The organism is Gordonia namibiensis NBRC 108229 (genome assembly GCF_000298235.1).
GTDB classification, from domain to species: Bacteria; Actinomycetota; Actinomycetes; order Mycobacteriales; family Mycobacteriaceae; genus Gordonia; species Gordonia namibiensis.
This window is the reverse complement of record NZ_BAHE01000012.1, coordinates 39,542-60,572: the sequence shown is the minus strand read 5'-3', so window position 1 is coordinate 60,572 and position 21,031 is coordinate 39,542. Positions and strand designations below refer to the sequence as shown.

The window sequence follows — 21,031 nt, the reverse complement described above, 5'->3', positions numbered from 1 at the left end:
TCACTTGCCGTGCGAGGCAGTGACCGCGGCGACGACGCCCTCGTGGTCTGCTACCGCCGCCTGGCCGGTCGGTTCGTATTCGAGGATCAGGAGTCCTGCGGGAGTCGCGGTGTGCTGCGTCAGCCGAAATCCCAGGCTGATTGCGTTGCGTCCGAACAGCTCTCTCCCGGCGCCGAGTGCGGTCGGGGCGACGACCAGCCGCAATGCGTCGACGAGACCGGCTTCGAGGAGCGACGCGGCGAGGGTGTTGCTGCCGTGGACCTGCAGTTCACCGCTAGGTCTCGAGCGCAGGGAAGACACCGCCTCGATCGCGGCGCCACCGAGGAGAGTCGCAGGCTGCCACGGGAGTTCGGTGAGCGTGCTGCTCACCACGTACTTGGGGAGGGCGTTCATCCGCTCGGTGAACGGGTCGCCGGGGTCGGTGATCTGCGGCCAGTCGCTGGCGAAGGCCTCGTAGGTTCGACGCCCCAGGAGCAGTCCGTCGGCGAGATCGAGCCACTGCGACGCCTGCTGAATGAAGGTCTCGTCCATGTGTGGGACCAACCAACCGCCGGCAGTGAAGCCGTCGGAGGTGTCCTCGTCGGCCGAACCGGGTCCCTGGGTGACGCCATCGAGGGTCATGAACTCGGTGACGGTGACTCTCATCGCGACACCTCGCTTTCGACGAGTCCGGCGAGCGCTGCGGTGACCGAGCCCCAGCCGTCGTAGAAGCCGAGATCGTGATGCTGTTCGCGATCGGATGGATTGCCGTGTCGCACGACGACGCTGTACTCGGTCCCGTCGGGATGCTCGCCGAGGGTGATCTCGGCGGTCATGGGGACGGGTGCGGGTTCCGCAGGCCGCCACGAGCTGTCGACGGCGTTGGTGAACACCAGGCGTTCGTGGTCGTCGACGACCAGGAACACGGCGTCCATGTGGGGCACGAAGGTCTCGCCGTCGTCGCTCATCTGCGTGACTAGTGCACCACCGGGACGCGGTTCGAGACGCTCGACCCGGGTGACGGTCGGGGAGGGCGTCCACCACTTCGCGAGCTGATCGGGTTTCGTCCAGGCGTCCCAGATCCGTTGCCGCGGTGCGCGGATGATGCGTTGTAGGGTCAGGTCGAGTTCGGGGTCGATCATGATGTCTCCTCGGTTTCGGTGACGAAGGCTTCGAGTCGGTCGGTGCGTTCGGTCCAGACGATGCGCTGGTGTTCGAGCCAGGTCTGTAGGCGTCGCAGGCGTCGACGGTCGAGCGTGCACATTCGGGTGCGCCCGGTCTTCTTGGTCATGACCAGGCCGCTCTCCTCGAGAACCCTCAGGTGCTTCATGAAGGACGGGAGGGACATGGGGAAGGGGTCGGCGAGTTCGCCGACGCTCGCAGACCCGCGCCCGAGACGTTCGACGACGGCGCGTCGAGTCGGGTCCGATAATGCACCGAATATCTCGTCGAGGGCGACCGAACTGTTTGCCATGTGGCTAAGTGTTGCACGGTGGGTCGATGAACTCAATGGCTAAGTGATTGGAGCTTCGTATGATTGTGGAAAACGACGTCGAAGCAGCGGGAAAGTAAGTATCATCGAATGTATGTACGAAACACGCGCAGGCGGAACCCCGGGCCTGTCGACGGAAGATCTTCGCGCTTTTCAACACCTCCTCGCCGGGATGGCTGCGGGCGTCGACGAGGTCGAGTCGGTGCATCGACTGACGCTGCTCGAGGAGGTGAAGTCCGCCTGTTCCGCGGCGCAGGTGCGTGAGACCGCGAACCTCGATCAGCTTCGTGCAGCCGATGAGGCCGCGAGGAATGTCCCGCCGCAGCGAAGGGGCCGGGGGCTTGCCGCCGAAATAGGGTTGGCGCGTAAGGCCTCACCGCAGAAGGGGAGCCAGTACCTCGGGTTCGCTCGTGCCCTGGCACATGAGATGCCGCATACGATGGCGGCTCTCGCGGACGGAGTCCTCACCGAGTGGCGTGCCACGATCCTCGTCCGCGAAACCGCTTATCTGACTCGCGAATCGCGGGAGGAGATCGACCGCCGAGTGTGCCGCGACCATCGGGCGCTGGTGGGTGCTTCCGATCGAGAGGTCGAAGCCCGGGCAAAGCGTCATGCCTACGAACTCGAACCGGCCGCGGTGGTTGCGCGAAAGGCCAAGGCCGAGAAGGATCGGCGGGTCAGCGTGCGGCCGGCGCCGGATCTGATGACCCAGCTTTCGGCGTTGTTGCCGATGACGCAGGGGATCTCCGTATATGCCTCGCTCAAGCAGCACGCCGACTCGGTGCTCGGCACCGACGATCGCACGCACGCGCAGATCATGGCCGACACGCTGGTCGAACGTGTCACCGGTCGATCCGCAGCGTCGCCGGTGCCGGTGGCAGTGAACATGATCATGTCCGACGAGTGTCTGCTCGGGTTGAACGATTCGGCGGCTGAAGTGCAGGGGTACGGACCGATCCCGGCAGCGGTGGCACGGGAACTCGTCGCCGCATCGGTGTCGCCCGATGGCGAGACCGCCTCGACGCTGCGTCGTATCTATGCACGTCCGTCGGATGGTGCACTGGTGTCGATGGAGTCGAGATCGCGAACCTTCCCGGCCGCACTCGCGCACTTCGTTCGACTCCGAGACCAGCGCTGTCGAACTCCGTACTGCGGCGCGCCGATCGCAGAGATCGACCACGCGAAACCGCATCGACACGACGGCCCGACCAGCGAAGCCAACGCCGACGGCATCTGTGTCACCCACAATCGGGCGAAAGAGGCTGACGGCTGGGGATATTCGGTTCGTATGGCCGGAGACATCCGGGTCATCGACGTCATCACCCCGACCGGCGACCGGCATCGGAGTGCCCCGCCGCCGGCGATCGGGCACCGAAGTCCTGACCGCAGCAAGATCGAGACGAAGCTGCTGCAGCTGCTCGCGGTCGCTTGAGTGCTGCGAGGCGCCGGGTAACCTCGCTTCGCGTGACGATCCGCCCTTCCATTCGACCGGCGACTCCGGAAGACGTCGACGCTGCCGCAGAAACGCTCGGCCAGGCCTTCGCCGACTACCCGTTCACCAGACACACGGTCGATGCGCGTGACCATGGCGCTCGCGTCGATTCCCTGCAGCGGTTGTATCTCGCCGAGATCGGCATGAGGTGCGGCCGCGTCTGGGTCTCGGACGACCTTGCTGCCGTGGCGGTGTGGATCACTCCGTCCTCGTCGGGTCTCGACGAGGCGTTCGGCGACATCGCATCCCGAGTCGTCGACCTGTACGGAGACCGAGCAAACGTCGCTGCGCGGGCCGACGAGGCAACCGCCGGTCTCCGGCCGGCCGAACCCGTCTGGAATCTGGCCACGGTCGGGGTCGCGCCACATTCGCAGGCACGAGGGCTCGGCAGAGCTGTGCTCGAGCCAGGGCTCGAGGCGGCCCGGACAGAGGGGTATGCCGCATACCTCGAGACCTCATCCCCGGAGAACGTCAGATTCTACGAACGACTCGGGTTCGAGGTGACCGGGAAGGTTTCTCTGCCCGACGACGGCCCGGACGTGTGGGCCATGGTCCGGGTTCCGTGATTGTGGATGTCGAATCCCCACTTCGTACTGTCTCGTACTAGGTTGTCTGAGTGGAGGGGTGTCAAGAGGTGTTGATGCCGGGGACGGGGGACTCACAGTGACTTATCGCCTGGAAGCCGAGAAGGGTGCAATAGAGGGCGTCGGCAAGACGCTGGCCGAGTGCTCGAATGCCACCCGGGCGCTCTGGTCGGGCAGTACCGGATTCGCTGACGCAGCTGCGGCGATGCCGGGTTCGGCATTCAATGGCGCCTGCGCCGGCAAAGATGACCTCGTTCGAACTCTTCTCGGTCGCGCAGCTGCTCGCATGGACGCGGTTTCGCAGACCTGCTACCAGGTTGCGACCGAGTTCGCAGACACCGATGAAGAGTTGGCGAGCGGTTTCCGAGCCATTTCCGTGTTCTGATGAACCGTCCGACACGGTCGACCGTCAACAGCTGGGACGTGATGGTCCTGCTCCAGGCTGCGGACTCTCTGGAGACGACAGCCGAACACCTGCGAACCCAGACCAAGACGATGGCCGATGCTCCCATGAACGTGGAGGGCTGGTCGGGCGAATCCAAGCGTGCGTGCGAAGACCGTACGACGTCCGACCGAGACGAGATCAACAGGCTCGGCACCGAACTCAGCGCGGCCGCGAGGGTGCTGCACGACACGGCCGCCGCGATCAGCCCCAACCGAAGCACTGCTCTGACGAAGGCGCTCGGCCTGGAACTCGACAAGTTCGGCGTCTCGGATGACTGGACCGTGCGCGACGCTCGGGACTACGCCTCGGAGTTGAACGGTGTGGAGGCCGGAAGCGCGGCCGAACAGTCGATTCGGAACGACCAGGCCAGGCGCGCCGAGGAGGCGAAGACAGCGACGCTGTCGCTGCAGTCGCTGGCAGACCAGATCGGGGAGGACGACCGTAACGGTGCCCGCGCACTGAACGTGGTCTTCGGCAACGCCGAGATCAACGCTCCGCTCAGCTCGAGCTTCTCCGCCGGGCAAGCAAGTCGCGACGTCCAGGCGATCATGAGCGGGACTGCGACACCGGAGCAGAAGGAACGCTTCTACCGAGCGACCAGTCTGACGCCCGAACAGCGCGCGGCGCTGACACGCGGTGAAGAAGCGGTCATCTCGAAAGAGCAGTTCGATTATCTGAAGGCCATCTACACGCCCAATTGGGGTCAGAGCTCAGAGGGTTCGGCGCCTTACTCGCTCGACGCTCTGAAGCGTTTCGGTGACGAATATTCCGGGGATGAGCGCGATGCCCTCAAACGAGGGCTCGCCGATGGCGTGTTCTTGCTTGGGAATCCACAGCTCAGGTCTGACCAGACGCAGTCGAACCCCTTCATGGAAATCTATGGGGGCGGCCAGCGGGTATTTGTAACAGGTGGTATCAGCCAGGTCCCGCCGCCGATCCGGGACGTCTTGACGAGTCCCGCTGCCACCAAAAGTCATATTGCAGCGCCCGATGGCGGAACCCACTCCGGCGGGCACAGGTCGGTGGCCGACCTGAAGACCTTCGACGGGCTCAAGACTGCTGTGGGCATCCTTGAGCATCGCTCGGTTGATCCGAACGGGAGCGTCTACGGGAGCGAGTCGGTACAGCTCGGTAGCGACGTCGACCGGGCCCTGGTCGCGCGAGCGGGAGAAATTGCGGCCGCAGGACGAGGCGAGTACGTCTCGAACCCTGGGTATTTCGACCATAACGACGTATCGAAGGCGGACGCAGAGGGTCTCCTGACCCGGATGCTGGACGTCGCCGGCGGTGACCATATCGCCGTGCATGATGCTGTGATGTCAGCTACCGGCGGCACATCGGCCGGTTCCATGCCGCCCGTTTACGACCTGGACGGCAACGAGCGCTCCTTCAAGGATGCTGAGATGTTGAAGCATCTGTTCACCTACGACTGGACAGACGGTGCGGGGAACGAAAATTCCGGGGTGAACAAGCTGTTCAACTGGATGCCCGGTTCCGCGTATGCCTCGGACGGGAGTTCGTTCGAGTTGCTGGCCGATAGTAAGCGTGCTGGAGAAATCGCTACTTCGCTCACGCAATATTTCGGCGACCATAAGGATGCTTTCATCGACATCGGGGACGATAAGCGTGCTCTCGGAGAGCTGAATGGCGAGTTGGCTCGAACGCTCGCTGCGGCGATAGGCCCGCACACTGCCGTGATGGGCGGAGCAGATCCACAACTGTTCAACTCGCATGGGGCCTCGGAAGTGGACCTAGTGGATCTGAAGGCGACCTTTCAGATATTGAACTCTGACGCTGATGCAGGGAAAATCGTCAATTCTCTAAGTGCGCTGCAAATCGACACTCTGCAGGAAGAGCTCGGTCGCAATCCACACAACTACGGCCTCGGCGAGATCACTGGTCGCTTGGAGGGGGCGATGGCGAGCGGTCTCGACTCTCACATTGAAGAGACCAAGATCGACGGTCGTCACTCGGCGGCACGCGAGGCTGCTGTCAGGGGCGCCTTGTTCGAGAGCGCGGCTGGTCTGCTTTCCGCAGTGCCGGGTTTGGATCCTGCTGTGAACCTTCTGCTCGCCGGCGCAGCTCCGCAGGCACAACTGCATTTCTCGGGACTGCCCACCGACCCGGACACAATAATCGCGGACCCTGAACTACAAGAGTTGCGAACAGAGATGTACACGTCGCAGATTGATCCCAACGCCAAATACACGCAGATTCTGGAAGGTTACTTCAGTTCGCATCCCGAAATAGCTGATGATCCAGAATTTCGGAAGCTGTTTTCGTCGAACGGCGACATCGATTTTGAGGAGATGAAACAAACCAAAACGATGCCTGCGGTGGCCGATGATAGTAGGGCAGCGTCCTATGCTCAGCGCTTGCTGAATTCCGACATGAACTCATTTGCGCTCCGACATAACGAGAACTTCGAACATGCTTACAAGAGGTGAACGCGTGCAGGCGAGAGTTTCAAGGAAAGCGCAAGTCGTCGGACGCTTACTCGTTGCGGCTATCGCCGTCGTAGTTGCCGGTTGTGGTGTGCCTCGAGACTCATCGACATTTTCAGACGTGTCGCGTGCTGCGACTCCGTCGGCAGACGCCGGCCTGCCGCCTAACCTGGATATCTCCTTTCGTTGGGCACCCGCAGAGTCCCTCGATCTCATGAGTGCGGAGGGAACGTTCGTTCGTGCTTACACCGAGTCCTTTGAACTCGCTTTCGAAGGGCAGTCCACTGAGTGGGGGTACCCCGGGTTCGTCGACGCATCCCCGGAGGGCATTGACGAACAGGTCACGAAAGTTATGAGCAACAGCGCCACTCGCAAGGTCGTCAATACCGTCTTCTATCGTCCGCTACGACGCGTAGACAATGGCGCCACGAGCCGCCTGATTCTATGTCGGAGTGAGAGCCAGTCGATCAATCAACGGTCTCCGTCCCGCGATTCTGTGTGGAAGAAAATCGGGGAGCCGTGGGGATATCCGGTCACGATCGAATTCACGCGGTCGGAGGGCGGAAGCCCGCCAGCGAAACAAGAAGGCACCAGGAGAGCTCCTTCGCATTCCGTGTTCGGAGATTGGCGGGTCATCTTCTACGACCGACTCGGCGTCGGACCCGAGAACCGGGCCGATATCGTGGCGTGCGATGCCCTCCCCCCGAATCCGGATCTACCCGTGGTGGGCGTCGAGGAGGGATCGCAGCCCTGGCCGACTCTGCCTCCATCCCCAGGGTGGCCGGCCAACGGAGTCTGAGACACCCGGACGCCTTCGTTCGCACCAACCCACTCGCCCTACACTTGTCCACCATGTGCACCGCTGGTAACGCGCCCATGATCGCTCCGTCCATTCTGTCCGCGGACTTCGCGAATCTCGCCGACGAGGCGGCTGCTGTTGCCAAGCCCGGTGCCACCCGTGCCGATTGGCTGCACGTCGACGTGATGGACAACCACTTCGTGCCGAACCTGACGCTGGGTCTGCCGATCGTCGAGAGCCTGCTGAAGGCCACCGACATCCCGCTCGACTGCCATCTGATGATCGAGAACCCGGAGCGCTGGGCGCCGCCGTATGCCGAGGCCGGCGCCTACAACGTCACCTTCCATGCGGAGGCCACCGAGAATCCGATCGGCGTCGCCCGTGACATCCGCGCCGCCGGTGCGAAGGCGGGTCTGTCGATCAAGCCGGGCACCGCGCTCGAGCCGTATCTGGAGATCCTCCGCGACTTCGACACCCTGCTCATCATGAGCGTCGAACCCGGTTTCGGTGGGCAGAAGTTCATCCCGGAGGTTCTCGAGAAGGCCCGCGCCATCCGGAAGTTCATCGATTCCGAGGATCTGAGGCTGCTCGTCGAGATCGACGGCGGCATCAACGCCGACACCATCGAAGAGGCGGCCGAGGCCGGAATCAACTGCTTCGTCGCCGGATCGGCGGTCTACGGTGCCGCCGACCCCGGCCAGGCCGTCGCCGCCCTCCGCGAGTCCGCCGCGACCGCACGCGCCCACAGCGACATCTGACCTGACACATGGACATCGCCGCCGCCATGGTCCGCGCAGTCGAGGCGTCGTATGCGGCCATGGGTGTCAGCTCACCCAATCCGCCTGTCGGAGCGGTGATCCTGGCCGCTGACGGCACTGTAGCCGGCGTCGGCGCGACCCAACCGCCGGGCGGCCCGCATGCCGAGGTCATGGCCTTGCGTGCGGCGGGTGACGCCGCACGGGGCGGCACCGCGATCGTCACGCTCGAACCCTGCAACCACACCGGACGCACCGGTCCGTGTTCGCAGGCACTCATCGAGGCCGGCGTCGCCGAGGTCCACTACGCGGTCAGCGATCCCAACCCCGTCGCCGCGGGTGGCGCCGACACCCTCCGGGCCGCCGGCATCCGCGTGACCGGGGGAGTCGCGGCCGACGTCGTGGAGAACGGTCCACTGCGTCCGTGGCTCACCCGACAGCGGCTCGGGCGGCCGATGGTCACCGCCAAGATCGCGGCCGGCATCGACGGCCGGATCGCTGCTCCCGACGGCACCAGCCAGTGGATCACCGGTCCCGCCGCCCGCGACCACGCCCACGAGCAGCGATCACGCCTCGACGCCATCGTCATCGGCACCGGCACGGCCCGTGCCGACAACCCGACTCTCACCGCCCGCACCGCCGACGGTGGGCTCTATCCGCACCAGCCGGCGCGCGTGGTGCTCGGACACCGCGACCTACCGGCCGACGCCAACCTCCGCGGGGACACCGGGGGACCGCTGGTCCAGGTCGACTCCCACGACCCGGCTGACGTCCTCGCCGCACTGCCCGACGCACTCTGGGTCCTGGTGGAGGGCGGGCCGCACATCCTCGGCGCCTTCTTCGCCGCCGACCTCGTCGACGAGGTGCACGCCTACGTGGCGCCGATGGTCCTGGGCGCGGGACGCAGTTCCGTCGAGATCCCGGGAGTCACCACTCTGGGCGACGCCAGACGGTTCGAGACCCGCGAGGTCACGACGCTCGGGAATGACGTGTTGGTCACACTGGCCCGCTCTGTGCGGCCATCGGCGCAGGTCTGAGCAGGGCGAGATGCGCGACACACCGGGGCCAGACTGTTTCGCTCAGCGAAATTCCAATGCGACTCCGTTCGTGCATCGTGCTAGCGTCGATATCACCAGTTCTCGGGGCGGGGTGAGATTCCCCACCGGCGGTGATGAGGGTGCTATGGATATGCACCTTCCAGCCCGCGAGCGCCTGTCGGAAGACAGGGACAGCAGATTCGGTGCGATTCCGAAGCCGACGGTCATAGTCCGGATGCGAGAGAACAGGCGACACAGTGCCGCCCTGTCTGCTCCGAGCGAGCAGGAGGAGTGCGTGTTCACCGGAATCGTGGAGGAACTCGGCGTCATCGCCGACCGCGAGGATCTCTCTGACGCAGCCCGCTTCACCGTGCGGGGACCCATCGTCACCGCCGATGCCGGCCACGGCGACTCCATCGCGGTCAACGGTGTGTGTCTGACCGTCGTCGACCTCCGACCGGGCGAGTTCACCGTCGACGTGATGGGCGAGACGCTTAGTCGCAGCTCGCTGTCCGACCTCGACGCGGGCAGCACCGTCAACCTCGAACGCGCCATGCCCGCCAACGGGCGTTTCGGCGGCCACATCGTGCAGGGCCACGTCGACGGGACCGGTCGCGTCCTGTCCGTGAGCCCCTCGGAGAACTGGACCGTCGTGCGCATCGGCGTGCCGGAGAAGCTCACCCGCTACCTCGTGGAGAAGGGCTCGATCACCGTCGACGGTGTGTCGCTGACCGTCTCGTCCGTCGGCGGATCGGGTGACGACTCGTGGTTCGAGATCTGCCTGATCCCCACCACCCTCAACGAGACCAACCTCGGTGCAACCAAGCCCGGCACCGTGGTCAACCTCGAGGTCGACGTGATCGCCAAGTACGTCGAACGTCTGCACCTCGGAAATACCCCAGCTGTCCCTGCGCTTGAAGTCACCGAGACGAAATGAGCACAGCGGCCGAAATGAGCACAACGAGTGAGGTTCTGATGAGCGAATCGCCGCGTGATGGTGAAGACGCGACCACCGACGAACGAGTCCAGCTCGACTCGATCGAACGGGCCATCGCCGACATCGCCGCCGGCAAGGCGGTCGTCGTGGTCGACGACGAGGACCGGGAGAACGAGGGCGACCTGATCTTCGCGGCCGAGAAGGCCACCCCGGAGCTCGTCGCCTTCATGGTCCGCTACACCTCGGGCTACCTGTGCGTGCCGCTCGACGGCGACGCCTGCGACCGTCTCGGTCTGCCCCCGATGTACTCGATGAACCAGGACAAGCACGGCACCGCCTACACCGTGACCGTCGACGCCCGTGAGGGCATCGGCACCGGCATCAGCGCCTCGGACCGCGCCACCACCATGCGTCTGCTCGCCGACCCGGAGGCCACCGCGGGTGACTTCACCCGTCCCGGCCACGTGGTCCCGCTACGCGCCAAGGAGGGCGGCGTGCTGCGTCGTCCCGGCCACACCGAGGCCGCCGTCGACCTGGCCCGCCTCGCCGACCTGGCACCGGCCGGTGTCATCTGCGAGATCGTCAGCCAGAAGGACGTGGGCTCGATGGCCCGCTCCGACGAGCTGCGCGTCTTCGCCGACGAGCACGACCTCGCCATGATCTCGATCGCCGACCTCATCGCATGGCGTCGTCGTCACGAGAAGCACGTCGTGCGCGTCGCCGACGCCCGGATCCCCACCCGTCACGGCGACTTCCGCGCCGTCGGCTACTCCAGCGTCTACGACGACGTCGAGCACGTCGCCCTGGTGAAGGGCGACATCTCCAGCGACGACGGACACGACGTCCTCGTCCGCGTGCACTCGGAGTGCCTGACCGGCGACGTCTTCGGCTCGTTGCGCTGCGACTGCGGTCCGCAGCTCGACGCCGCGATGGAGATGGTGGCCGAGGAAGGCCGCGGCATCATCCTGTACATGCGTGGCCACGAGGGCCGCGGCATCGGTCTGCTGCACAAGCTGCAGGCCTACCAGCTGCAGGACGCCGGCGCCGACACCGTCGACGCCAACCTGGAACTGGGTCTGCCCGCCGACTCCCGTGACTACGGTCTCGGCGCCCAGATCCTCGTCGATCTCGGTGTGTCGTCGATGCGTCTGCTCACCAACAACCCGGCCAAGCGCGTCGGCCTCGACGGCTACGGCCTGCACATCGTCGACCGTGTGCCGATGCCGGTGCGCGCCAACGCCGAGAACCTGCGCTACCTTCGCACCAAGCGCGACCGGATGGGACACGACCTCGTGGGCCTCGACGACCTTGCGCACACCGGTGACGATGCATCTGAAGGAGCCCCTGCATGAGCGGCCACGGAGAACCGACCCTCGAACTCGCCGACGCCGGCAAGCTCCGGCTGGCGATCGTGTCGTCGCAGTGGCACGAGAAGATCTGTGGCGCACTGCTCGACGGCGCGGTCCGCGCGGCCAACGAGAACGGTGTCACCGAGCCGACCATCGTGCAGGTGGCAGGTGCGATCGAGTTGCCGGTCATCGTGCAGGCGCTGGCCCGCACCCACGACGCCGTCGTCGCGCTCGGCGTCGTGATCAAGGGTGAGACACCGCATTTCGAGTACGTGTGCGACGCGGTGACCGCGGGTCTGACCCGCGTCTCGCTCGACGAGTCGACCCCGGTCGGCAACGGCGTGCTGACCACGCTCACCGAGGAGCAGGCCATCGCCCGCGCGGGCCTGCCCGGTTCGACCGAGGACAAGGGCGCCCAGGCGACCGTCGCCGCACTGGCGTCGGCACTGACCCTGCGTGCACTGGCACGCGGTGAGGCCCTGCCGAACGCGGTCGGAGGAGCATCGGCGTGACCTCCCCGCGATGGGACCTGGTCTATCGGCCGCGTAAGTTGCCCCGCTGGGCGATCATCGCGGCCGTGATCGTGATGGCCATCCACATCACCTTCGGGCTGCTGCTGACGGTCGAGGACGTCGGGGTCCGCAACCTCGGCGGCTCCGACCAGGTCGCGATCATCCTGATCGGCGTCCTCGTCTCCGGCGCCATCCTCCTGCTGACCCGTCCGCGGCTGCGCGTCGGGGCCGAGGGCGTCGAGGTGCGCAACCTCGTACCGGTCCGGCTGTTCGGTTGGGACCAGGTGCTCGGACTGACCTACCCGGAGAAGGGCTACGGCGCCTGGCTGCTGTTCCCGTCCGACGAACACATCACCGTCCTGGCCGTTCAGGGCAACGACGGCCCGCGGGCCGTCGAGGCGATGGCCCGGTTCCGCGAGCTCGAAGAGCGCTATCGCGGGACCGTCCGACCCGCCAACTAGCCTGGAACACGTGGCCGACCCGACTACCTACCGTCCTGCTCACGGAACCATCCCGACCGATCCCGGGGTGTACAAGTTCCGTGACGAACACGGTCGTGTCATCTACGTGGGCAAGGCCAAGAACCTCCGGTCGCGTCTGACCTCGTACTTCGCCGACATCGCCTCGCTGCACCCGCGCACCCGCCAGATGGTGACGACGGCGGCGTCGGTCGAGTGGACCGTCGTGGGCACCGAGGTCGAGGCGCTCCAGCTCGAATACAACTGGATCAAGGAGTTCGATCCGCGGTTCAACGTCCGCTACCGCGACGACAAGAGCTATCCGATGCTCGCCGTGACCCTCAACGAGGAATACCCGCGGCTGTTCGTCTACCGCGGGCCGCGCCGCCGCGGCGTGCGTTACTTCGGTCCGTACGCACATGCCTGGGCGATCCGCGAGACCGTCGACCTGCTGACGCGGGTGTTCCCGGCGCGCACCTGCTCGGCGGGCGTGTTCAAACGGCACCGCCAGATCGACCGCCCGTGCCTGCTCGGCTACATCGACAAGTGCTCCGCCCCCTGCATCGGCCGCGTCGACGCCGAGGAGCACCGTGAGATCGTCGAGGACTTCTGCGACTTCCTGGCCGGCCGCACCGACCTGCTGATCCGCAAGCTCGAACGCGACATGACCGCTGCGGCCGAAGATCTCGACTTCGAACGCGCAGCCCGTCTACGCGACGACATCGGTGCCCTCCGACGCGCCATGGAGAAGCAGGCCGTGGTCCTCGGCGACGGCACCACCGCCGATGTCGTGGCGATCGCCGGCGACGAACTCGAGGTGTCGGTACAGGTCTTCCACGTGCGCGACGGACGCGTCCGCGGTCAGCGTGGCTGGGTCGTCGAACGCAGCGACAACGGCACCGACGGTGACGTCATCGGCGAGTTCATCACCCAGTTCTACGGTGCGCAGGTCGATTTCGACGCCACCGTCGACGTCGGCGAGAACCGCGCACACGGCGAGTCCGTTCCGCGTGAGGTCCTGGTCCCTGAATTGCCCGCCAACGCAACCGAACTCGAGGAGTGGCTGTGCGGACTGCGGGGGAGCAGGGTCAAACTGCGGGTGCCGCAGCGTGGAGACAAGAAGGCGCTGTTCGAGACCGTCGCCCGCAACGCCGGCGAAGCGCTCACCCAGCACAAGCTCCGCCGCGCCGGTGACCTCACCACCCGCTCGGCAGCCCTCACCGAGCTGCAGGAGAACCTGATGCTCGATCAGGCGCCGCTGCGTATCGAGTGTGTGGACATCTCGCACGTTCAGGGCACCGACGTCGTCGCCTCTCTCGTCGTCTTCGAGGACGGGCTGCCGCGCAAGTCCGACTACCGGCACTACGCGATCCGTCATGCCGCCGGCGACGGCCACTCCGACGACGTCGCGTCGATCGCCGAGGTGACCCGCCGCCGATTCCTCCGGCACCGTGCCGACCGCGATGCGCCGCCGCCCGAGTCGGGGGAGGTCGACGCCGTGCCCGAGACCCCTGCGCAGCCAAGGAAATTCGCGTACCCGCCCAACCTGTTCGTCGTCGACGGCGGTGCACCGCAGGTGCATGCGGCCGCGGCGGTCCTCGATGAGCTCGGCGTCACCGACGTCGCGGTCATCGGGCTCGCCAAACGACTCGAGGAGGTGTGGGTGCCCGGCGAGGACGACCCGATGATCCTGCCGCGCAGCAGCCAGGCGCTGTTCCTGTTGCAGCGCGTTCGCGACGAGGCGCACCGGTTCGCCATCACCTTTCACCGCAGCAAGCGCAGCAAGCGGATGACCGCCTCGGCGCTCGACGGTATCCCGGGTCTCGGGAAGACACGGCGCACCGCGCTGGTGACCCACTTCGGGTCGGTTGCGCGTCTGCGTGAGGCATCCTTGGAGGAGATCGCCCAGGTCCCGGGGATCGGACTGACCACCGCACGTGCGGTGCAGAGCGCGCTCGTCGGTGACACCGTCGTCGAGGCGGTGCCCGAGTCCGAACCGGTGGCTTCCGAGGCGGTGCCGGTGGAGACGGTGGTGTCCGACGCGGTGAACGAGGCAGAGATGACGGTGGTGACCGGTGACGCGGGACGAGGTGTCGATGAGTGAGCAGGCCGAGGCCGAACACGACCAGCAGCTGAACGGAGGGGTCCGGAACGGCGAGGTGCCCGACGGACTCACCGTTCTGTTCGTCACCGGCATGTCCGGTGCAGGCCGATCCACGGCGGCCAACGTGCTCGAGGACGACGGCTGGTACGTCGCGGACAACGTTCCGCCGTCGCTGATCTCGACGATGGTCGGGATGGTGCGGGAGAACGATCCGACGATCACCCGGCTGGCGATGGTGTTGCGCGCCTCCCACCCCAACCTCGCGCATGAACTCGAGCAGCTGCGGGACAGCCTCGAGGAGTCGGGGATTCGTACCCGGTTGCTCTACCTCGACGCGAGCGAGGAGGCGCTGGTGCGCCGCTTCGAGCAGGTGCGTCGCCGACACCCCCTGCAGGGCAAGGAAACCCTCATCGAGGGGATCGCCCGTGAACGCGCGATCCTGGCGCCGATCAAGAACGTCGCCGACCTGGTCGTGGAGACCTCGGCGCTGACCGCGGCCAAGCTCCGCTCCGTGGTGGAGGGGGTGTCCCCGGGCGACACCGAACCGCGGTTGAGCATCGCGGTGCAGTCCTTCGGATTCAAGTACGGTTTGCCCATCGACTCCGATCTCGTCGCCGACGTGCGGTTCCTGCCCAACCCGCACTGGATCGACGACCTGCGCGACCACAACGGGCAGGAGGCGCCGGTCCGTGACTACGTCCTCGGCCAGCCCGACGCCGGTGACTTCCTCGACCTCTACACCGGCCTGGTGTCCATCGTCGGTCGCGGATACCTGCGAGAAGGCAAGCGGTACATGACGATCAGCGTCGGCTGCACCGGTGGCAAACACCGCAGCGTCGCCATCTCCGAGGAACTCGCCCGACGACTCCGCAAGACCGTCGACGACTCCGGCGTGGCCTCCTACGACGTGCGCGTGATGCACCGCGATCTGGGGCGCGAATGACCCAGAAGATCGTCGCACTCGGCGGCGGCCACGGCCTGTACGCGACGCTGACCGCCATGCGCTACCTCAGCACCGACATCACCGCGGTGGTGACGGTCGCCGACGACGGCGGGTCGTCGGGCCGACTCCGTGCCGAACTCGGGCTCATCCCGCCGGGGGACCTGCGGATGGCGCTGGCCGCGTTGATGTCTGCACCCAAGGCGCTCGAGGACTTCCAAACCGCGGGCGATCCCGACACCCGTCGGCGCCACGAACTGTGGGCCGAGGTGCTGCAGCACCGCTTCGGCGGTCGCGGAGCCCTCGCCGGACACCCCATCGGCAACCTGATGCTGGCCGGACTCACGGAGGTCCTCGGCGACACGGTGGCCGCGCTGCAGGAGCTCCGGTCGATGTTCGGGATCGTCGGTCAGGTGCTGCCCATGTCAACCGTCCCGCTCGACATCGAGGCCGACGTCTCCGGACTCGAGGCGGACCCCCGCATCAGCCGGGAGATCCGCGGACAGGTGGCGGTCGCGACGACGCCCGGCAAGGTGCGCCGCGTGCGATTGATCCCAGAGGATCCGCCCGCCTGCGAGAGTGCCGTCGAGGCAATCGAATCCGCCGATCTCGTGATGCTCGGGCCCGGCTCCTGGTTCTCCAGCGTGATCCCGCACGTGCTGGTGCCCGAACAGCTCAAGGCGCTGCAGCGCACCGCCGCCCGCAAGGTGCTGGTGGTCAACCTCGCGCCCGAACCGGGGGAGACCCCGGGGTTCTCGGTGGAGCGGCATCTGCACGTCCTGCACGCGCACGCCGACACCTTCCGTGTCGACAACGTCCTTGTCGATGCGTCGTCGGTGCCCGCCGGACGTGAACGAGAGCATCTCGTGCGTGCGGCGGGGCTCTTCGGCGCCGAACTGAACGTCGGCGATGTCGCCGTACCCGGTCGTCGGGTCCATGACCCGGCGAAAGTCGCCGCCGTGGTGAACGAACTGTGCGAAGGTGAATCGAACCGTTACGCTGACCGGGCGGACGCCTGACACAGGCGATGATTCGGCGTTTTCTTCAGGGACGTGTGGGCTGTTGACAGGAGGACAGGGACCGGTGGCGATGACGGCGGCGGTGAAAGACGAGCTGAGTCGCCTGACGGTGACCCAGGTGAGTTGCCGGAGAGCCGAGGTGTCGGCTCTGCTGCGATTCGCCGGCGGCTTGCACATCGTGGCCGGCCGCGTGGTGGTCGAGGCCGAGGTCGACATGGGCAATGTCGCGCGGCGCCTACGACGCGAGATCCACGACCTGTTCGGCTACGGCTCCGACGTCCACGTCCTGCGTGGCGGCGGACTGCGTAAGTCGGCCCGTTACATCGTGCGCATCACCAAGGACGGCGAGGGCCTCGCCCGGCAGACCGGCCTGCTCGACCTGCGTGGCCGTCCGGTGCGCGGGCTCCCCGCCCAGGTCGTCGGCGGAAGTGTCGCCGACGCCGAAGCCGCCTGGCGCGGTGCGTTTCTCGCACACGGCTCGTTGACCGAACCCGGACGTTCGTCGGCCCTCGAGGTCAGCTGCCCCGGACCGGAGGCCGCGCTTGCCCTCGTCGGAGCGGCCCGTCGCCTCGGCGTGACCGCCAAGGCCCGCGAGGTCCGCGGCGCCGACCGGGTCGTCATCCGCGACGGCGAGGCCATCGGCGCCCTGCTCACCCGGATGGGGGCCCACGACACCCGCCTGGTGTGGGAGGAACGCCGCATGCGCCGTGAGGTGCGTGCGACCGCGAACCGTCTCGCCAACTTCGACGACGCCAACCTGCGACGCTCGGCCCGCGCGGCGGTGGCCGCGGCGGCCCGCGTCGAACGCGCCCTGGAGATCCTCGGCGACGAGGTCCCTGATCATCTCGTCGCGGCCGGACAGCTGCGCATCACCCATCGGCAGGCCTCCCTGGAGGAGCTCGGCCAGCTCGCCGATCCGCCGATGACCAAGGACGCCGTCGCCGGACGCATCCGTCGTCTGCTGTCGATGGCCGACAAGAAAGCTCGCCAGGACGGCATCCCGGACACCGAGTCGGCGGTCACCTCAGAGCTGCTCGACGAGGCCTGATCACTGCGGGGAAGCCAACAGTCGGACCTGCGGTGTGCCGGACCGAACCCGGCCTACTAGGCTGAGGTCGACGTGTGCGGACCGGGGGTCGCCCCTGTGTGCCATCGGTGACCGCTCACGGCGCGGCCAGCAGGGCTTGACCCACAGGCCTGACCATGAATACCGCTAAGGAGCACAACTGTGACTGTTCGGGTAGGCGTCAACGGATTCGGCCGGATCGGCCGCAACTTCTTCCGTGCCGTCGAAGCGCAAAAGGCTTTGGGCACCACTGACATCGAGATCGTCGCGGTCAACGACCTCACCGACAACGCGACTCTCGCGCACCTGCTGAAGTTCGACTCGATCCTCGGCCGTCTGCCCGAAGAGGTCAGCCTCGAAGGCGACGACACCATCGTGGTGGGCGACAAGAAGATCAAGGCGCTCGAGGTCAAGGAAGGCCCCGCCTCGATCCCGTGGGGCGATCTGGGCGTCGACGTCGTCGTCGAGTCGACCGGCATCTTCACCGCACGCGCCAAGGCCCAGGGTCACCTGGATGCCGGCGCCAAGAAGGTCATCATCTCGGCCCCCGCGTCGGATGAGGACATCACCATCGTCATGGGCGTCAACGACGACAAGTACGACGGCAGCCAGAACATCATCTCGAACGCCTCGTGCACCACGAACTGCCTCGGCCCGCTGGCCAAGGTCCTCAACGACGAGTTCGGCATCGTCAAGGGCCTCATGACCACGATCCACGCCTACACCCAGGATCAGAACCTGCAGGACGGCCCGCACAAGGACCTGCGTCGCGCCCGCGCCGCCGCCCTGAACATCGTGCCGACCTCGACCGGTGCCGCCAAGGCCATCGGCCTGGTCCTCCCGGAGCTGAAGGGCAAGCTCGACGGCTACGCACTGCGTGTGCCGATCCCCACCGGCTCGGTCACCGACCTCACCGCGCAGCTGGCCAAGCAGGCCACCGCCGAGGAGATCAACGCCGCGCTCAAGGCCGCTGCCGAGGGTCCGCTCAAGGGCATCCTGAAGTACTACGACGCCCCGATCGTCTCTTCCGACATCGTCACCGACCCGCACAGCTCGCTGTTCGACGCCGGCCTGACCAAGGTCATCGACGATCAGGCCAAGGTCGTGTCCTGGTACGACAACGAGTGGGGCTACTCGAACCGCCTCGTCGACCTCATCGGACTCGTCAGCAAGTCTCTCTAGTCCACTCGTCGTACAACGAAAGAGGAGTCAACGCCTCATGGGTGTTCCCACTCTGAAGAACCTTCTGGAAGAGGGTGTTTCGGGTCGCGGAGTGCTGGTCCGTTCGGATTTCAACGTCCCGCTCGACGGGTCGACGATCACCGATCCGGGTCGCATCCTCGCATCCCTGCCCACCCTCAACGCGCTCATCGACGCCGGTGCCAAGGTGATCATCACCGCGCACCTGGGTCGGCCGAAGGGCGAGCCGGATCCGAAGTTCTCGCTCGCGCCCGTCGCTGCGCGTCTCGGCGAGGAGCTCGGTCGCAACGTGCAGCTCGCCGGTGACGTCGTCGGCACCGACGCGCTCGCCCGCGCCGAGGGTCTCACCGACGGTGACGTCCTACTCCTGGAGAACATCCGCTTCGACCCGCGGGAGACCTCCAAGGACGACGCCGAGCGCGAGAAGCTCGCCAAGGCCCTCGTCGAACTCGTCGGCGACGACGGCGCGTTCGTGTCGGACGGCTTCGGAGTGGTCCACCGCAAGCAGGCCTCGGTCTACGACGTCGCCAAGCTCCTCCCGCACTACGCGGGAGAGCTGGTGGCGGCCGAGGTCGACGTCCTGTCGAAGCTCACCGAAGACGTGACCCGCCCGTACGCGGTCGTCCTCGGTGGCTCGAAGGTCTCCGACAAGCTCGGGGTCATCGAGGCGTTGGCTCCCAAGGTCGACACGCTGGTCATCGGCGGCGGCATGGCCTTCACCTTTCTGGCCGCACAGGGCCATTCGGTGGGCACCTCGCTGCTGCAGGAAGACCAGATCGAGGTCTGCAAGAGCCTGCTCGAGCGCTTCGGCGACGTCATCCACCTGCCGGTCGACGTCGTGGTGGCCGACAAGTTCGCCGCCGACGCGGAGGCGAAGACCGTCGCTGCCGATGCCATTCCGGACGGCTGGATGGGCCTCGACATCGGACCGGAGTCGGTGAAGCGATTCGCCGCGGTCCTCTCGGGCGCCAAGACGATCTTCTGGAACGGTCCGTCGGGCGTCTTCGAGTTCGAGAAGTTCTCGGCCGGCACGCGCGGTGTCGCCGAGGCCATCGCCGGGGCGACCGGCAACGGTGCGTTCACCGTGGTCGGTGGCGGCGACTCGGCCGCCGCGGTGCGGACCCTGGGTCTGCCCGACTCGGACTTCTCGCACATCTCCACCGGAGGTGGCGCATCGCTGGAGTACCTCGAGGGCAAGGAACTCCCCGGACTGAAGGTGCTGGAGAGCTGAGCCATGGCAACTCGTAAACCGCTCATCGCGGGCAACTGGAAGATGAACCTGAACCACCTCGAGGCCATCGCGCTGGTTCAGAAGATCGCCTTCGCCCTGCCGGCGAAGTACTTCGACAAGGTCGACGTGACGGTCATCCCGCCGTTCACCGACATCCGCAGCGTGCAGACCGTCGTCGACGGGGACAAGCTCCTGCTCACCTACGGTGCGCAGGACCTGTCGCAGCACGACTCGGGCGCCTACACCGGCGAGATCAGCGGTGCCTTCCTCGCGAAGCTCGGCTGCACCTTCGTCGTCGTCGGGCACTCGGAGCGTCGCACCCTGCACGGCGAGACCGACGAGGTCGTGCTGGCCAAGACGAAGGCCGCGCTGCGGCACGAGCTCACCCCGATCGTCTGCATCGGCGAGGGGCTCGAGATCCGCGAGGCCGGCGAGCACGTCGCGTACAACGTCGCGCAGCTCAAGGGTTCGCTGGCGGGCCTCTCGGCCGACGAGATCGCCAAGACCGTCATCGCCTACGAGCCGGTCTGGGCCATCGGCACCGGTCGCGTGGCCAGTGCCGCCGACGCCCAGGAGGTCTGCAAGGCGATCCGCGAGACCCTCGCGGAGATCGCCGACGCAGAGACCGCGGCCTCGGTCCGCATCCTCTACGGCGGCTCGGTGAACGCCAAGAACGTCGGCGACATCGTCGGCCAGACCGACGTCGACGGGGCTCTCGTCGGCGGCGCGTCGCTGAAATCCGACGAGTTCGCGACGCTGTCGGCGATCGCCGCGGGTGGCCCCTTGCCCTGACGGGTCACACCCACGCGTACACTGTGGCAGGTTGGTGTCGATTTGCGTCGGCACCACCTGCCACAGCTGTTTCTCCAGGTGTTTACGGAAGGGCGTTTCGACTCGTGACTGTGCAAGGTGCACTCGACATCGGATTGATCGTGACCAGCGTGCTGCTGATCGTGCTCGTCCTGCTGCACCGCGGCAAGGGTGGCGGTCTGTCGTCCCTGTTCGGCGGCGGTGTCCAGTCCAGCCTGTCGGGTTCGAGCGTCGTCGAACGCAACCTCGACCGGCTGACCATCTTCGTCGGCCTCATCTGGGTGATCTTCATCGTCGGCGTGGGCGTCGACATCAAACTTTCCTGAGCTGATTTCTGCTCTCGACCTCGGGCGACGCGTCTGACGCGTCGCCCGTCGC

Annotated in this window: 21 protein-coding genes and 1 riboswitch; of the genes, 18 read left to right on the top strand and 3 right to left on the bottom strand. The window is 66.4% G+C overall.

What is annotated here, in order from left to right:
* From GONAM_RS08370 to GONAM_RS08360, 3 genes are read right to left on the bottom strand one after another with little or no spacing between them, the layout of a single operon-like run.
* Positions 1–645, bottom strand: a complete 645-nt coding sequence (locus tag GONAM_RS08370) for a dihydrofolate reductase family protein (RefSeq protein ID WP_006866324.1) — start codon at positions 643–645, stop codon at positions 1–3.
* Entirely contained in the window at positions 642–1,121 is a 480-nt protein-coding gene (locus tag GONAM_RS08365; RefSeq protein WP_006866323.1) for an SRPBCC domain-containing protein, read from the bottom strand. Before GONAM_RS08365 ends, GONAM_RS08370 begins: the two co-directional genes overlap by 4 nt.
* Positions 1,118–1,453: an ArsR/SmtB family transcription factor gene (locus tag GONAM_RS08360; RefSeq protein ID WP_006866322.1), complete on the bottom strand. Its 336-nt coding sequence runs from the start codon at positions 1,451–1,453 to the stop codon at positions 1,118–1,120. Before GONAM_RS08360 ends, GONAM_RS08365 begins: the two co-directional genes overlap by 4 nt.
* A 112-nt stretch (positions 1,454–1,565) precedes the next feature.
* Between GONAM_RS08360 and GONAM_RS08355 the strand changes: the two genes are divergently transcribed.
* From GONAM_RS08355 to secG, 18 genes are all read left to right on the top strand, one after another.
* Complete coding sequence (locus GONAM_RS08355) at positions 1,566–2,903, top strand: 13E12 repeat family protein (RefSeq protein WP_006866321.1); 1,338 nt, start codon at positions 1,566–1,568, stop codon at positions 2,901–2,903.
* A gap of 32 nt (positions 2,904–2,935) precedes the next feature.
* Positions 2,936–3,529: a GNAT family N-acetyltransferase gene (locus GONAM_RS08350; protein WP_006866320.1), complete on the top strand. Its 594-nt coding sequence runs from the start codon at positions 2,936–2,938 to the stop codon at positions 3,527–3,529.
* A gap of 97 nt (positions 3,530–3,626) precedes the next feature.
* Entirely contained in the window at positions 3,627–3,932 is a 306-nt protein-coding gene (locus GONAM_RS08345) for a hypothetical protein (protein WP_040535798.1), read from the top strand.
* Positions 3,932–6,439, top strand: a complete 2,508-nt coding sequence (locus GONAM_RS08340; protein WP_006866318.1) for a TPR repeat domain-containing protein — start codon at positions 3,932–3,934, stop codon at positions 6,437–6,439. The genes GONAM_RS08345 and GONAM_RS08340 overlap by 1 nt, the downstream gene beginning before the upstream one ends.
* 849 nt (positions 6,440–7,288) lie before the next feature.
* Positions 7,289–7,993, top strand: coding sequence for a ribulose-phosphate 3-epimerase (gene rpe, locus GONAM_RS08335; protein ID WP_040535795.1), 705 nt, complete (start codon positions 7,289–7,291; stop codon positions 7,991–7,993).
* Positions 7,994–8,001: 8 nt separating this feature from the next.
* Positions 8,002–9,027 carry a bifunctional diaminohydroxyphosphoribosylaminopyrimidine deaminase/5-amino-6-(5-phosphoribosylamino)uracil reductase RibD gene (gene ribD, locus GONAM_RS08330; RefSeq protein ID WP_006866315.1) on the top strand — a complete coding sequence of 342 codons (1,026 nt, stop codon included), beginning with the start codon at positions 8,002–8,004 and terminating at the stop codon, positions 9,025–9,027.
* A gap of 94 nt (positions 9,028–9,121) precedes the next feature.
* Positions 9,122–9,278: riboswitch (FMN riboswitch) on the top strand.
* Positions 9,279–9,322: 44 nt separating this feature from the next.
* A complete protein-coding gene (locus tag GONAM_RS08325) occupies positions 9,323–9,964 on the top strand; it encodes a riboflavin synthase (protein ID WP_006866314.1) in 642 nt (213 codons plus the stop codon).
* Between the two features lie 38 nt (positions 9,965–10,002).
* On the top strand, positions 10,003–11,316 hold the full coding sequence (locus GONAM_RS08320; protein ID WP_006866313.1) for a bifunctional 3,4-dihydroxy-2-butanone-4-phosphate synthase/GTP cyclohydrolase II: 1,314 nt from the start codon (positions 10,003–10,005) through the stop codon (positions 11,314–11,316).
* Complete coding sequence (gene ribH, locus GONAM_RS08315; RefSeq protein ID WP_006866312.1) at positions 11,313–11,825, top strand: 6,7-dimethyl-8-ribityllumazine synthase; 513 nt, start codon at positions 11,313–11,315, stop codon at positions 11,823–11,825. The genes GONAM_RS08320 and ribH overlap by 4 nt, the downstream gene beginning before the upstream one ends.
* A complete protein-coding gene (locus GONAM_RS08310) occupies positions 11,822–12,286 on the top strand; it encodes a PH domain-containing protein (protein ID WP_006866311.1) in 465 nt (154 codons plus the stop codon). Before ribH ends, GONAM_RS08310 begins: the two co-directional genes overlap by 4 nt.
* A 10-nt stretch (positions 12,287–12,296) precedes the next feature.
* Positions 12,297–14,387: an excinuclease ABC subunit UvrC gene (gene uvrC / locus GONAM_RS08305; protein ID WP_006866310.1), complete on the top strand. Its 2,091-nt coding sequence runs from the start codon at positions 12,297–12,299 to the stop codon at positions 14,385–14,387.
* Positions 14,380–15,330, top strand: coding sequence for an RNase adapter RapZ (rapZ, locus tag GONAM_RS08300; RefSeq protein WP_006866309.1), 951 nt, complete (start codon positions 14,380–14,382; stop codon positions 15,328–15,330). The genes uvrC and rapZ overlap by 8 nt, the downstream gene beginning before the upstream one ends.
* Positions 15,327–16,346, top strand: coding sequence for a gluconeogenesis factor YvcK family protein (locus tag GONAM_RS08295; RefSeq protein WP_006866308.1), 1,020 nt, complete (start codon positions 15,327–15,329; stop codon positions 16,344–16,346). Before rapZ ends, GONAM_RS08295 begins: the two co-directional genes overlap by 4 nt.
* Before the next feature lie 70 nt (positions 16,347–16,416).
* Complete coding sequence (gene whiA / locus GONAM_RS08290; RefSeq protein ID WP_174310871.1) at positions 16,417–17,394, top strand: DNA-binding protein WhiA; 978 nt, start codon at positions 16,417–16,419, stop codon at positions 17,392–17,394.
* A 180-nt stretch (positions 17,395–17,574) separates the two neighbouring features.
* Positions 17,575–18,594, top strand: a complete 1,020-nt coding sequence (gap, locus tag GONAM_RS08285) for a type I glyceraldehyde-3-phosphate dehydrogenase (RefSeq protein WP_006866307.1) — start codon at positions 17,575–17,577, stop codon at positions 18,592–18,594.
* 37 nt (positions 18,595–18,631) lie between these two features.
* On the top strand, positions 18,632–19,843 hold the full coding sequence (locus GONAM_RS08280) for a phosphoglycerate kinase (RefSeq protein ID WP_006866306.1): 1,212 nt from the start codon (positions 18,632–18,634) through the stop codon (positions 19,841–19,843).
* A 3-nt stretch (positions 19,844–19,846) separates the two neighbouring features.
* A complete protein-coding gene (gene tpiA, locus GONAM_RS08275; protein ID WP_006866305.1) occupies positions 19,847–20,635 on the top strand; it encodes a triose-phosphate isomerase in 789 nt (262 codons plus the stop codon).
* 110 nt (positions 20,636–20,745) lie between these two features.
* Positions 20,746–20,979, top strand: coding sequence for a preprotein translocase subunit SecG (gene secG / locus GONAM_RS08270; protein ID WP_006357231.1), 234 nt, complete (start codon positions 20,746–20,748; stop codon positions 20,977–20,979).
* The last annotated feature ends 52 nt before the right edge of the window (positions 20,980–21,031 follow it).